The 14,187-nt window shown below is 53.0% G+C and carries 9 protein-coding genes (1 of these 9 running past the window's edge); 8 read left to right on the top strand and 1 reads right to left on the bottom strand.

Annotated features, from left to right (window positions below; translation table 11 throughout):
- The first annotated feature begins 254 nt into the window (after positions 1-254).
- The 8 genes from efp to QVO97_RS01920 all read left to right on the top strand — a co-directional run bounded on the left by efp (position 255) and on the right by QVO97_RS01920 (position 13,542).
- On the top strand, positions 255-812 hold the full coding sequence (gene efp / locus QVO97_RS01955) for an elongation factor P (protein ID WP_022358740.1): 558 nt from the start codon (positions 255-257) through the stop codon (positions 810-812).
- 305 nt (positions 813-1,117) lie between these two features.
- A complete protein-coding gene (locus tag QVO97_RS01950) occupies positions 1,118-1,894 on the top strand; it encodes a peptidoglycan recognition protein family protein (RefSeq protein ID WP_288188646.1) in 777 nt (258 codons plus the stop codon).
- Between the two features lie 196 nt (positions 1,895-2,090).
- On the top strand, positions 2,091-3,860 hold the full coding sequence (gene argS, locus QVO97_RS01945) for an arginine--tRNA ligase (RefSeq protein WP_022358738.1): 1,770 nt from the start codon (positions 2,091-2,093) through the stop codon (positions 3,858-3,860).
- 22 nt (positions 3,861-3,882) lie between these two features.
- Entirely contained in the window at positions 3,883-7,110 is a 3,228-nt protein-coding gene (locus QVO97_RS01940) for an SNF2 helicase associated domain-containing protein (protein WP_022358737.1), read from the top strand.
- 105 nt (positions 7,111-7,215) lie between these two features.
- Entirely contained in the window at positions 7,216-8,898 is a 1,683-nt protein-coding gene (locus QVO97_RS01935) for an ABC transporter ATP-binding protein (RefSeq protein WP_369678367.1), read from the top strand.
- Positions 8,895-10,760 carry an ABC transporter ATP-binding protein gene (locus QVO97_RS01930; RefSeq protein WP_022358735.1) on the top strand — a complete coding sequence of 622 codons (1,866 nt, stop codon included), beginning with the start codon at positions 8,895-8,897 and terminating at the stop codon, positions 10,758-10,760. Before QVO97_RS01935 ends, QVO97_RS01930 begins: the two co-directional genes overlap by 4 nt.
- A gap of 181 nt (positions 10,761-10,941) precedes the next feature.
- Positions 10,942-11,928, top strand: coding sequence for a diaminopimelate dehydrogenase (locus tag QVO97_RS01925; protein ID WP_022358734.1), 987 nt, complete (start codon positions 10,942-10,944; stop codon positions 11,926-11,928).
- A gap of 195 nt (positions 11,929-12,123) precedes the next feature.
- On the top strand, positions 12,124-13,542 hold the full coding sequence (locus QVO97_RS01920) for a D-alanyl-D-alanine carboxypeptidase family protein (protein WP_022358733.1): 1,419 nt from the start codon (positions 12,124-12,126) through the stop codon (positions 13,540-13,542).
- A 113-nt stretch (positions 13,543-13,655) separates the two neighbouring features.
- On the opposite strand, the gene QVO97_RS01915 is transcribed toward QVO97_RS01920, so the two are convergent.
- Positions 13,656-14,187: the 3' end of a DUF362 domain-containing protein gene (locus QVO97_RS01915; RefSeq protein WP_022358732.1), read on the bottom strand. 617 nt of this gene lie beyond the right edge of the window; the window shows 532 of its 1,149 coding nt (coding positions 618-1,149); the start codon falls outside the window, past its right edge; the stop codon is at positions 13,656-13,658.

The following is a 14,187-nucleotide window of genomic DNA, read 5'->3' as shown; positions in this document are numbered from 1 at the left end:
TAGCGGAAGTTTGTAGCCGGGTGTTTTTGAACGGTTTGAAAGAGCTTGCCAGGCGGCAGAACTGGATGCTGACAGGAGTGCCGGAAACGGTGGAAAATCAGTTGTTTTCAGAAAAAATATCGGCAATTTTAGAAAAATAAGGGGCGGAATTGACATGATGTGCCCTGCGTTTTCAAAAAAGTAGTTGAAAAAGAAGATTTTATAGTATAAAATAAAAAAGATAAAGCGAGTATTTTCAAGGAGGAGCATCATTTATGATATCAGCGGGCGATTTTAGAAACGGCATCACACTGGAGATTGATGGCAACGTATACCAGATCATGGAATTTCAGCACGTAAAACCGGGAAAGGGAGCTGCGTTCGTTCGTACTAAAATTAAGAACGTAATGAATGGCGGCGTTGTAGAGAAAACCTTCCGTCCGACCGAGAAGTTCCCGTCTGCCAGAATCGACAGAGTTGATATGCAGTATCTGTATTCCGATGGCGACTTATACAACTTCATGGATGTAAACACATATGAGCAGGTAGCTTTAAACCAGGAGACAATCGGCGACGCACTCAAGTTCGTAAAAGAGAACGAGATGTGCAAGATCTGTTCTTACAACGGCAAGGTATTCTCCGTAGAACCGCCGCTGTTCGTAGAGCTTGAGATCACAGATACAGAGCCGGGCTTCAAGGGCGATACCGCTACAGGCGCTACCAAACCGGCAGTTGTAGAGACTGGCGCTACTGTATATGTACCGTTATTCGTAAACCAGGGCGATAAGATCAAGATCGATACACGTACTGGTGAATATCTGTCCAGAGTCTAAGTTATAACATATACGTCAGAAAGGTCTTCACGATACCGTTTGTACCCTTGTGGGGAGGCAGTCGTGTCACTGACAGGTTTCTGACTGGAAACAGAGATTACTGTTTGTGGCAGGCATTTTCCTTTGCTGGTTATGCAGCGCATGAACAGTAGCAAGCAGAGAAACTGTTGTAAGATCCGGAGGAAACGTCGAGATTTTACAACAGTTTTTTTGCTTAACATATCGGGGAGGCGTCTATGACGCGTCCGTTGGTTCATCTCAGAGAGCGGGTTCGGAGTGAACGGTGCTCATGGGGAGTGATAAATATGGAGAACGGAAGAGAAGACCGTCTGCGTCTGGGGGAAGAGGATGAGCCGGGGCGCAGATCTGGTGGCAGGAAGAGGCGTACATCTGGCAGGCAGACGGCAATCCGCCGGGAGCGGACGAGGCAGCAGAAGAAGCGCCGTGTGATGATGCGGCTGTTTTTGTGCCTGCTTATTTTCCTCCTGGGTGCGGGAACAGGCTGGACGCTGCGCGGGAAAATGATCCGCAAGCTGATCGATCCGTCCACGATCAAGATGCCAAACTGGGTTGATGAGCAGCTTCTCACGGTCAACCGATATTCCAGACCGGGGACGAATATCCCGGTCATCAACGGGATCGTGATTCACTATGTGGCAAATCCTGGGACGACGGCACAGCAGAACCATGATTATTTTGAGGGATTGAAAGATCAGAGCGGCAGTAACACCGTTTCCGTCAGCAGCAATTTCGTGATCGGTCTGGACGGCGAGATCATCGAGTGCGTTCCGGTCGGGGAGAAGGCATATGCCTCCAATGAGAGGAATGCGGACACTGTTTCGATTGAGTGCTGCCATCCGGCGGCAGACGGAAAGTTCACAGACGAGACGTATGACTCGCTGGTAAAACTGACTGCATGGCTGTGCAAGCAGCTCGATTTAAGTCCGAAAGATGTGATCCGTCATTATGACGTGACTGGAAAGGCGTGCCCGAAGTATTTCGTGGATCATGAGGATGCCTGGAAGCAGTTCCGCAAGGATGTGAAAAAGGCAATGCGGAAGGATATATCAGATGAGAGATGACTCCCACCTCTTCAGGTGGCGAGGAGCAAATTAGTATCAGTGGTGGGAGCGGGTCTCCCATCTGATATAGCCTCCGGCAGGATTGCTTAAGATGCGCAAAAGAAATATGTCATGCTTTGCATGACGCGCATCTCGCAGCAAGAATGCAGAGGCATTCTTGAAAATATGCGATATAAATTATGAAAGGGAATCTAGTATGAAAACGATTTTAGATTTGATCGTGGAAGAACTGAAACCGGCGTTTACCGGCTGCGGGTACGATGAGAAGTATATCCGCGTGACGGTATCAAACCGCCCGGATCTCTGCGAGTATCAGTGTAACGGCGCGATGGCAGCTGCCAAAGCGTATAAAAAGAAACCGATCGATATTGCCAATGAGGTGGTGGAAAAGACAGCCGGAAGCAAGATGTTTTCTGAGATCAACGCCGTGATGCCTGGATTTATCAATATCCGCCTGAATCCGTGCTACCTGGCATCCTATGTACAGCAGGTGGCAGAGGATGAAAAGCTGGGTCTCAACGCAGCTAAGAAGCCGGAGACGATCATCATCGATTACGGCGGAGCCAATGTAGCAAAACCACTGCATGTCGGACACTTACGTTCCGCGGTCATCGGAGAGAGCATCAAGCGCATCAGCCGCTATATGGGACACCATGTCATCAGCGATGTGCATCTGGGTGACTGGGGATTGCAGATGGGACTGATCATCGAGGAGCTGCATGACCGTCAGCCGGATCTGGTATATTTTGACCCGGATTATACCGGCGAGTATCCGTCGGAGCCGCCGTTTACGATTTCCGAGCTGGAGGATATCTATCCGGCAGCGAGCGCGAAATCCAAGGTAGATGCGGCATTCCGTGAGCGGGCACAGCAGGCAACCTTCAAACTGCAGAGTGGCTATGCACCGTTCCATGCGATCTGGAAGCATATCATGAACGTGTCCTTGAAGGATCTGAAAAAGAACTATGGCAATTTAAATGTATCGTTCGACCTCTGGAAGGGCGAGAGCGATGCGCAGCCATATATTCCGGGACTGATCGAGGATTTACAGAAAAAAGGTCTCGCCTATGAGAGCGATGGCGCGCTGGTTGTCGATATCGCACAGGAAGGGGATGCGAAGGAATATCCGCCTTGTATCGTCCGCAAATCCGATGGTGCGGCGCTGTATGCGACTTCCGATCTGGCGACGATCATCGAACGTGAGCAGGATTTCCATCCAGACCGCTACATTTACGTCGTAGACAAGCGCCAGGAGCTTCATTTTATCCAGGTATTCCGTGTGGCGAAGAAGGCGGGCATCGTCAAAGAAGATACGCCGATGATCTTCTTGGGTTTCGGTACGATGAACGGCAAGGACGGTGGTCCGTTCAAGACACGTGAGGGCGGTGTTATGCGTCTGGAGCACCTGATCAAGAATATCGATGAGAAGGTATATGAGAAGATTCAGGAGAAGCAGAAGGTTCCGGCGGACGAGATGACACGCACGGCGGAGATTGTCGGTCTGGCGGCACTTAAATATGCCGATCTTTCGAATCAGGCGACCAAAGATTACATTTTCGATGTAGACCGCTTTATTTCCTTTGAGGGAAATACAGGTCCACATATCCAGTATATGATCGTCCGCATCAAGTCCATTCTGGAGAAATACAAGGAACTGCGCGGTGCGGATGCTAAAGTGGTTCCGATCCGTCCGGCTGAGAGCGAGACAGAGAAAGCACTTCAGATGGCGCTCTGCCGTTTCGGCGAGGTGACAGAATCTGCATTCTACGAGACGGCGCCGCATAAGCTCTGCCAATACATGGCGGCAGTGGCGGATGCGTTCAATGCATTCTATCTGGAAAATAAGATCCTCTCCGAGGAGGACGCAGCGAAGCAGGCAGCCTTTATCAGCCTGATCACGCTGACCAAGCGGGTGCTGGATACCTGTATGGATCTGCTTGGAATGGAATCGCCGGAACACATGTAATCTGTAATATGGAGGAATCCTCATGAAAATAATAAAAATGTCCGTAGATACCTTCTGGAAGGGCGAAGTACGGGTACAGGGACAGATTGAGGATGAGACAAAGGTATATCAGACAAGAATTTTTATCAAGGGTAGTCAGATCTATGACTACTCTTGTTCTTGTGCGGAGGGAAATTCATTCCGGGGTCCCTGCGTGCATGCAAAAGCGCTTCAGGAGGCGTTTGCCCGCCAGCAGAAAGCCGAGCATACACTGCCGGTTTCGACTTCGCCGGAGATCCGGATGATGATCCGGGAGTACACGAACCGGGAAGTAGCGCGGATTCTGGGCGAGGAAGAGCGGGAACCGGTCTATCTGCATCCCTATTTACAGATCCGGCGCGGCGAAGTGCTTTTGGAGGCACGGATCGGACGGGAAAAACGGTATATTGTGAAAAACCTGCTGGAATTTGCACAGGCGGTTCACAGCGGAAAACGGGTGGAATACGGAAAAGGCATGGCGTTTGAACACGTCCCGTCTGCCTTTGCGCCGGAAAGCCGCCCATTTTTAGATCTTCTGCTGGAGGAGGCGGACGCCTACATACGCCATTATGAGGAGATGCGCGGTCATGCGGGGCTGCCGCTTCCGGTGATGCGGGCGTTAACGCTGGGATCTGCAGCGAGGGATCGGCTGTTTGATCTTTTAGAGGGAAAAGAAGTCCAGACGGAGGACGAGAAAGGTGCTGAACGTGTGTGCCGGGTTGAGCGCAAGGATCCGCGTTTCCCGGTGGAGGTGGAAGCAAGGGGCGATGGAATTGCGGTTACGGTTCCATCGGCTCTAACTTCGTTCCGGGGAGAACAGCGTCTGTATGTGGCAGATGGATTGCATCTGTTTGGATGCAGTGAACTGTATACAGAAACGATGGGCGTTTTTCTGGAGCAGATGGAACAGGGCGGAAGAGAGTGCGGAAGCCGGAAAGAGAAGCGGGAGCTGCTGGTTGGAAGCCGGGATATTCCGCTCTTTTATGCGCGGGTGCTGGAAGGCATGGAGGCACTTGGGATCTTGCAGAGCACGGAGATCGATTGGGAGAAATACCGCCCAGAGGCGTTGAAAGCCCGGTTTGAGTTTGACAGTGATTCGCCGGACGAGCTGCGTCTGCGTCCGACGCTTTCCTATGGAGATTTTACGTTTTCGCCGCTGGCGGACGAGCATGTTCCGCGGGAGATCTGCCGGGATGTACCGGCGGAATTTTATATCAGCCGCCTGATCACGCGGTACTTCTCTTACTGGGAGGATGAGAGCGGCGAGCTGGTGATCCGCGGGGATGAAGAAGCACTGTACCAGGTTCTGAGCGAGGGAATGCCGCAGTTTCAGGAGGTGGGCGAGGTATGGCTGTCAGAGTCTGTTCGCCATCTGCGCGTCCTGCCCCCGCCGGAAGTGTCGATGGGAGTTTCTCTTGGAGGCGGCTGGCTGGATCTGAAGATTGAGACGGCGGGAATCGACCCGGCGGAGCTTTTGCAGGTACTCAGTGAATACCGCCAAAAAAAGAAATATTACCGCATGAAAAATGGCGAATTTTTGCAGCTTTCGGGCGGCGGCCTGCAGGCGCTTGACAGCCTGACTGCGGATCTGGGACTGACAAAGAGTGAATTTCAGGCGGGGGAGGCGAAGATACCTGCCTACCGTGCTTTTTATCTGGACAGTCTCTCGGGCGACGGCAGGATGAAACTGTTTCAGCGGGATGAAGCCTACGGGATGATGGTGCGCGATCTAAAAACGGCGCAGAGTGTCAGCTATGCGGTTCCGGCGGTGCTGGAAAAGACGCTGCGGGAATACCAGAAGATCGGATATACGTGGATGCGGACGCTGGCGCGGTATCATTTCGGCGGGATTCTGGCAGATGATATGGGACTGGGAAAAACGCTGCAGGTGATTGCGCTTCTGACGGCATTTTATCAGGAAAAAACCGAGCAGAAAGCGGCTGGAAATGAAGGCAGTGGGTCAGAATTACCTCTTCCGTCTTTGATCGTCTGCCCGGCGTCGCTCGTCTACAACTGGGGACAGGAATTTGCCCGGTTTTCGCCGGGGATCCGCGTGCTTCTGATTGCCGGGACGGCGAAAGAACGGCAGGAACAGCTGGAGGAGCAGATGCGGATGGAGGCGTCTGAGGGGGCGCAGGTGATCATCACGTCCTACGATCTGTTGAAACGGGATCGGGCGGCGTATCTGGGACGCACGTTTGAATATGAGATTATTGACGAGGCGCAGGTCATTAAAAATGCAAAGACACAGGGAGCGAAGGCGGTAAAGGAGATTTCGGCGAATGCCCGTTTCGCCCTGACGGGAACGCCGGTGGAAAACCGGCTCAGCGAGCTTTGGAGCATTTTTGATTTCCTGATGCCGGGATTTTTATACAGTTACCGGAAGTTTCGTGAGCGGTATGAGCTGCCAATCGTGAAAAATCAGGATCCGGAAGCATTGACGGCATTGCGGCGGATGACGGGACCGTTTGTCCTGCGCCGCTTGAAAAAGGATGTGCTGCGGGAGCTTCCGGGCAAGGAAGAGAGGATCGTTTATTCGGCGGCGTCGGGGCGGCAGCAGAAGCTTTATACGGCGTCGGCGTTGAAACTGAAAGAGGCGCTGGCTGGCGGCGCGTGGTCGGGTAATGGAAAATTGGAAGTGCTTTCCCAGCTCATGCGGCTGCGCCAGATCTGCTGCGATCCGGCACTCTGTTTTGAAGATTATACGGGGGAATCGGCGAAGCTGGAGACCTGTGTTTCGCTGATCGCATCGGCGTCTGCGGCGGGACATAAGATCCTGCTCTTTTCCCAGTTTGCCTCGATGCTGGAGCGGATTCGGGAACGCCTTTTACAGGAGGGCATTTCGTCCCATCTTCTGGTCGGCGCGACCCCGAAGGAAGAACGCAGCCGGATGGTGCAGGCGTTTGCCTCGGATGAGGTTTCGGTGTTCCTTATTTCCCTGAAAGCCGGGGGAACGGGACTCAACCTGACGGCGGCGGATATCGTGATTCATTACGATCCGTGGTGGAATGTGGCAGCGCAGAACCAGGCGACCGACCGCGCGTACCGGATCGGGCAGGAAAAGCCGGTCACGGTATACAAACTGATCTTAAAGGATACGATAGAAGAAAATCTTTTGAAGCTGCAGAATGCGAAACTTGCGCTGGCGGCGCAGGTGGTTTCAGAGGGAATGGTTTCACTGGGCGATTTGAGCCAGAATGAACTGATGGAGCTGTTTGAACAGAATCCATAAAAAAATTTGCAGAAATAACGGGCAGGAGGAAAAAGCGTGAAGCAATGGAAACGATACAAATCATATATACTGCCATATAAGAGCGCCTTTATTCTGGGACCGCTCATGATGGTAACGGAGGTGCTGGGTGAGATTCTGCTGCCCAAATTTATGTCGATGATTATTAACCATGGCGTGGCGCAGAAAGACGGTGGATACATTCTCAAAATGGGATTTGTGATGGCGATTACCTCCTTTTTGATGGCGGCAGGCGGCATTCTGGGGGCATATTTTGCAGCGAAGGCGTCGATTTCCTTTACCAGCGATCTGCGCCGCGACTTATTTGCCAGAGTGCAGCAGTTTTCATTTAAAAATATCGATACGTTCAGCACGGGATCGCTGGTAACCCGTCTGACGAACGATATCCAGCAGGTACAGAACCTGATTATGATGGGACTTCGGATGATGCTGCGCGCGCCGGGCATGTTCCTGGGGGCGCTTGTGATGGCGTTCTGGATGAATGCGGAACTGGCAGCTGTCATCCTGGTGGTGATTCCGCTTCTGACGGCGGCGATCGTCTGGATCCTACGGACTGCCTACCCGCGGTTTACAGCCATGCAGAAAGCGCTGGATACGCTCAATAGCGGCATCCAGGAGGTGCTGACGAACGTGCGGGTGGTGAAATCCTTTGTGCGGGAAGACTACGAGGAAAAGCGGTTTGCCGACACGAACCGGGAGCTCAAGGAGGCAGGGCTGCGGGCGCTAAAGATCGTAATTGCGACGATGCCGGTCATGATGTTCGCGATGAATGTGACGACACTGGCAGTTGTCTGGTTCGGCGGAAACCTGATTATCGGCGGACGAATGGCGGTCGGGGATCTGACGGCATTTACGACCTACATTGTACAGATTCTGATGTCACTTATGATGCTCTCAATGGTATTTTTGCAGAGTTCCCGCGCGATGGCGTCCATCCGGCGAATCGATGAGGTGCTGGATGAGCCGATTGATCTGAGAGATGAAAATGCATCACAGAAGGACCGGAAGGTTGAGAAAGGACGCGTGGAATTTAAGGATGTTTCCTTTTCCTACCGCGAAGGCGGTGAGCCGGTTCTATCCCACATCAGCCTGACGGCAGAGCCGGGGGAGACGATCGGCATCCTCGGTGCGACCGGAAGCGGAAAAACGTCGCTGGTACAGCTGATTCCCCGCCTCTATGATGTGACAGAGGGGAGTGTGCGGGTGGATGGTATCGATGTGCGGGAGTATTCCCTGAAAAATCTCCGGGACGGCGTTGGCATGGTTTTACAGAAAAACGTCCTGTTTTCCGGCACGATCGAGGAAAACCTGCGCTGGGGTGATGAGACGGCGACGGAGGAAGAAGTGCGGCGGGCAGCAGTGTATGCGCAGGCAGATTCCTTTGTGAATTCGTTTGCCGAAGGCTACAAAACGGAGATGGGACAGGGCGGCGTCAATGTATCCGGCGGTCAGAAACAACGGCTGTGCATCGCAAGGGCACTCTTAAAGAAGCCGAAGATCCTGATTCTCGACGATAGCACCAGTGCGGTCGATACGGCAACGGAGGCGGCGATCCGGACGGCATTCCGGGAAGATTTGAAAGATACGACGAAATTTATTATCGCACAGCGGCTGAGTTCGCTGGAATACGCGGATCGGATTCTCGTCCTTGAGGACGGCAGGATTATCGGAGAGGGAACGCAGGAGAAGCTGCTGGCATCCTGTGAGGCGTACCGGGAGATCTATGAGACGCAATATGGAAAACGGGCAGACGGGGAGGTGATGGCATGATGGATGAAAAACAGATTGAAAGCCTGAAACGCCGATATGGCAGCCGCATAGCCGACGCGCCGAAACGCCGCCGGGGACCGGAACGGATGGCGGTCATGAAGGGCGGAAAGCCCAAGGCGGGCGGTCAGACGATGCTGCGCCTGCTTTCATACTTAAAACGCGACCGGATGGCGATGACAGTCGCCTTTTTCTGTGTGATCCTGGGGACGGTGACAAATCTGGCGGGCGCCTATATGCTGCGCCCGATCATCAACCGGTATATTGTGCCTTTAGATGGAAGCCGGGGCGATGTGGCGGGGCTGTTCCGTTCCCTGTGCGTGATGGGAGCGGTTTATTTAGTCAGCGTTGCCGCTGCCTATATGCAGTCGCGCATCATGCTGCAGGTGGCGCAAAACGCGCTGCAGCGGCTGCGGGAAGAGCTGTTTAACCATATGCAGACGCTTCCGCTTCGGTTTTATGATACCGGCAGCAACGGCGATCTGATGAGCCGTTTTACAAACGATGTGGATACGATCGGCATGATGCTCAGCAGTACGCTGGTGCAGCTTTTATCCGGCGCACTCAGTATTGTGGGAACGCTGGTCCTGATGATTTACACGAACGTGTGGCTGACGGTGATTACGCTTGCTATGATGCCGGTGATGCTGCGTGCCGGTAAATTTGTTGCCGGACGGAGCCAGAAATATTTCTCTGCCCAGCAGGCGGCGCTTGGCGCGATGAACGGCTATATTGAGGAGACCGTGCAGGGGCAGAAGGTCGTCAAGGTATTCTGCCATGAGGAGATCGCAGAGGAAGAATTTGGATGGCTCAATGCGGATCTGAAAGAAAAACAGATCCGGGCACAGTTTTTCGGCGGTGTGATGGGACCGGTCATGAATAATTTAAGCCAGTTAAATTATGGACTGACAGCCTGCATTGGCGGTCTGCTCTGTGTGTTCCGGAACTTTGATGTCGGTGGACTGACCGTATTTTTAGGCTTTTCGCGGCAATTTTCCAGACCGATCAACGAGCTTTCCATGCAGGTTGGAAACGTATTTTCGGCGCTGGCAGGCGCGGAGCGCGTGTTTTCAGTGCTGGATGCGGAACCGGAGGCGGCAGATGCGCCGGATGCGGTTTCGATCGCGCCGATCCGCGGTGAGGTGGTGCTTGACCATGTGACGTTCGGCTATGAGCCGGGGCAGGTGATTTTGAAGGATATTTCGCTCTATGCGAAGCCGGGACAGAAGATCGCCTTTGTCGGCTCGACGGGAGCCGGAAAAACGACGATCACGAATCTGATCAACCGTTTTTATGATATACAGGGCGGCTCGATCACGGTGGACGGCGTCGATGTCCGCCGGATGCACCGGAAGGAGCTGCGGGAAAATATCGCGATGGTTCTGCAGGATACGCATCTTTTTACCGGCACGGTACGGGAAAATATTCGATACGGGCGGCTGGATGCCACGGATGAAGAAGTTGTTGAGGCGGCAAAAACGGCATCGGCGCATTCCTTTATCATGCGTCTGCCGGATGGGTATGGCACGATGCTGGAGGGCGACGGTGCAAACTTAAGCCAGGGACAGCGCCAGCTATTAAACATTGCGCGGGCAGCAGTTTCTAAAGCACCGATCCTGATTCTGGATGAGGCGACGAGTTCGGTCGATACGCGGACGGAGAAGCACATCGAGCACGGCATGGACCGGCTGATGGCGGACCGGACGACCTTTGTCATCGCCCACCGGCTTTCGACAGTCCGCAACGCCAATGCAATCATGGTGCTGGAGCACGGGCAGATCATTGAGCGCGGCGACCATGAAGATCTGCTGGCGCAGAAAGGGCGGTATTTTGAGCTGTATACCGGAATGAAGGAGCTGGAATAAGGCTTTCGTTGAGAATTAAATGAGAATTTGTATCCTGTACGCGTGAACTCACCTATATTGAAAAACGGGCGGATCTAGTGTATAATGGGAACACTTGAAATTTTTAAGTAAAATCGGATCACGTAAGCTGGAAAATAGAGCCGGATCCGTGGCAAATTTTGTACCCTTAGGAGGAATATCTATGAGTATCCGAGTTGGAATTTTAGGATATGGAAATCTGGGACGCGGCGTGGAGTGTGCGATCCGCCAGAATCCGGATATGGAACTGAAAGCAGTATTTACACGGCGTGCGCCGGAAACGGTCAAGATCCTGACCGAGGGCGTACCGGTTTATCATGTAGATGAGGCAGAGGCGAAGAAAGACGAGATCGACGTTTTGATTCTCTGCGGCGGTTCGGCTACGGATCTGCCGGTCCAGACCCCGAAATATGCACAGTGGTTTAACGTAGTGGACAGCTACGATACCCATGCAAAGATTCCAGAGCATTTCGCAGCAGTCGATGAGTCCGCACAGAAATCCGGAAAGGTTGGCATCATCTCCGTTGGCTGGGATCCGGGTATGTTCTCCCTGAACCGTCTCTATGCAGCTGCATGCCTGCCGGAGGGCGAAAATTATACATTCTGGGGCAAGGGCGTCAGCCAGGGACATTCCGATGCGATCCGCCGGATCGAGGGCGTCAAGGATGCCAGACAGTACACAATCCCAGTTGAGAGTGCACTGGAGGCAGTCAGAAGCGGCAGCAGCCCAGAGCTGACCACCCGCGAAAAACACACCAGAGAGTGCTTTGTTGTGGCAGAAGAGGGCGCGGATCAGGCAAAGATCGAGAATGAGATCAAGACCATGCCGAACTACTTTTCTGATTATGACACAACGGTTCATTTCATCACCGAAGAAGAACTGAAACGCGATCACAACCGTCTCCCGCACGGTGGTTTCGTACTCCGCAGCGGCAAGACCGGCTGGAACAAAGAGAACCACCATATCATCGAGTACAGCTTAAAGCTGGATTCCAACCCGGAATTTACTTCCTCCATCATCGTGGCATACGCACGCGCGGCATACAAGATGAACCAGGAAGGCCAGAAGGGCTGCAAGACCGTCTTTGATGTGGCACCGGCGTATCTGTCGGCAGAGAGTGGGGCGGATCTGCGGAAGAAGTATCTGTAATAATTTCAAATTTTCCTTTCAACTTGTATTGTCGCTTAAAATGAAGTAAAATGTAAGACAGATTTGCATGATTTGTACCTGCGCAGCACTGGCAAAATCCGTTAAAGTCCGCGCAATGAGTGAACGTAACTTTACGTTTGCGGGAGCTGGCGGGTAGGAGAAAAGCGAAAATACATACAGGAAGGACAATATACGATGAATAAATGGAAAAAATCCGTGCGTTCCCTCTGCCTGGGAATGGCACTTATGATGTCTGTGTCATGGACGGCATTTGCTGCGACAGACGGGGCGACCGGTCCGGGACAGGCGGCAGGAGGCACGGTCTCCGGCGCAGTTTCTTCGGGAGCAACGGTTACTTCACAGAATGCAGCTCAGCCGACGGTGGCAGCGCAGGGCGCAGTGCTCTATGATGCGACGCACAACCAGTTCCTGTTTTCCAAGAATGCGGATACGCAGTATTATCCAGCCAGCATCACGAAGCTGATGACGGCGCTTCTGGTAGCGGAAAACTGTAATCTGAGTGATACGGTAACCTTTTCCCAGACGGCAGTTTCGAATCTGGAATCGGGCGCGGTGACGCTGCAGGTCAAGGCGGGTGATACCTTTACGGTTAAGGACTGTCTCTATGGTCTGCTTTTAAAATCGGCAAATGAGGTGGCAAACGGACTGGCGGAGCATGTGTCCGGCAGTGTCAGCGCGTTTGCGGATAAGATGAATGAGAAGGCAGCGTCCTTAGGATGCACGCATACGCATTTTGCAAACCCGAACGGTCTGAACAATGCGAACCATTTTACAACCGCACATGATATGGCGCTGATTGCAAATGCTGCATTCAATAATGCGACGGTGCGTCAGGTTGCATCGACCCTGCATTACGATTTCCCGGCGACTGCCAGCGTGCCGACGGTGCGGACGCTTACGATGGGACATAAGATGCTCAATCCGGCAAATTCCCAGTATTATGAGGGAATCATAGGCGGAAAGACCGGTTATACCTCCCTGGCAGGCAACACGCTGGTAACGTGTGCAGAGCGTAATGGCGTGCGCCTGATTGCAGTTATTTTAAAGAGTTCGCAGACTCATTATGACGATACGAAGAAGCTGCTGGACTATGGTTTTGCGGTGGCGGGAAGCGCATCCGGCACACCGGCTGGCACGAACACCTCGGTATCGAATGCGGCGGATAACAGTACGTCAAATTCCAGCAAGCCGTCCGGCAATACGACCAGTACAAATACCTCGTCTTCCGGCAGCCAGGGTGGACCGGGTAGCTCTGGATCTGGCAATACAGCTGCTCAGGGCGACGGTGCGTGGCAGCAGTTTGGAAATGAATGGAAATACCTGAAAGCAAACGGAACCTACGCGGCAAATGAGAGTCTCCTGATCAAGGGGGAGACATACTATTTCCATGCAGATGCGTGGATGGCGCGTGACTGGCAGATGGTAAACGGCTCCTGGCATTATTATACCGAAAGCGGGGCTATGGCGAAGAGCCGCTGGATTCAGACGAATGGATACTGGTATTATGTGAGTGCTGACGGAGCATTGTTTGTCAATGGAACGACACCGGACGGATATAGAGTCGATGCGAATGGTGTCTGGATTCAGAAATAAAGAAGAGCATAAAACGGAGCCGACCGGCAGAAAAGACCGGGGCGGCTCCGTTTTTCACAGCTCTGCGGCCGCAAAAAGACCGGCGGCACAGCTGGCAGATAGGGTTGATGTTATTATAGTGTGATCAATTCATACTCCCGGCTTCCCAGACCGATCTTCTCCGCGTGTGCCAGGCAGCTTTTCCACTCAGATTCTGGTGTGGAATTTGTGAAATGGTCATGGTGATCGTGGAAATCCGGATCAGCAAGATGTTTTGCAAGCTGGCTGCCCGGCATCGGAGCAGCGGCCAGACAGGCGTCCACACAGGCCTGATCGAGTGCCAGCGGATCGAAAGAAGCAAACATACCAAGATTTGGAAGGATCGGTACGTCATTTTCACCGTGGCAGTCGCAGTTCGGGGAGACGTCAACGACCAGGGAAATATGGAAGTTTGGACGTCCATCCACAACGGCTTTTGTGTATTCCGCCATACGGCAGTTTAACAGCTCGTTGGCTGCGTTGTTGTCAAATTCGATTGCGTCAAAATTGCAGGCGCCGAGACACCGTCCGCAGCCGACGCAGTGCTCAGCATCCACGTGCATTTTTCTGGAGGCTTCATCGAAAACGAGACCGCCGTTGGCACATTCCTTCTGACAGCGGCGGCAG

The sequence above is a fragment of the Clostridium sp. CAG:43 genome (assembly GCF_000434655.1).
GTDB lineage: Bacteria > Bacillota > Clostridia > Lachnospirales > Lachnospiraceae > Otoolea > Otoolea fessa.
This window is presented reverse-complemented; position numbering and strand designations above follow the sequence as displayed.

Excerpts from the sequence above, each read along its gene's own strand:
- QVO97_RS01940 (WP_022358737.1), top strand. The coding sequence starts at position 3,883 with ATGAAAATAATAAAAATGTCCGTAGATACCTTCTGGAAGGGCGAAGTA.
- QVO97_RS01930 (WP_022358735.1), top strand. The coding sequence starts at position 8,895 with ATGATGGATGAAAAACAGATTGAAAGCCTGAAACGCCGATATGGCAGC.
- QVO97_RS01925 (WP_022358734.1), top strand. The coding sequence starts at position 10,942 with ATGAGTATCCGAGTTGGAATTTTAGGATATGGAAATCTGGGACGCGGC.
- QVO97_RS01950 (WP_288188646.1), top strand. The coding sequence starts at position 1,118 with ATGGAGAACGGAAGAGAAGACCGTCTGCGTCTGGGGGAAGAGGATGAG.
- QVO97_RS01920 (WP_022358733.1), top strand. The coding sequence starts at position 12,124 with ATGAATAAATGGAAAAAATCCGTGCGTTCCCTCTGCCTGGGAATGGCA.
- argS (WP_022358738.1), top strand. The coding sequence starts at position 2,091 with ATGAAAACGATTTTAGATTTGATCGTGGAAGAACTGAAACCGGCGTTT.
- efp (WP_022358740.1), top strand. The coding sequence starts at position 255 with ATGATATCAGCGGGCGATTTTAGAAACGGCATCACACTGGAGATTGAT.
- QVO97_RS01935 (WP_369678367.1), top strand. The coding sequence starts at position 7,216 with ATGATGGTAACGGAGGTGCTGGGTGAGATTCTGCTGCCCAAATTTATG.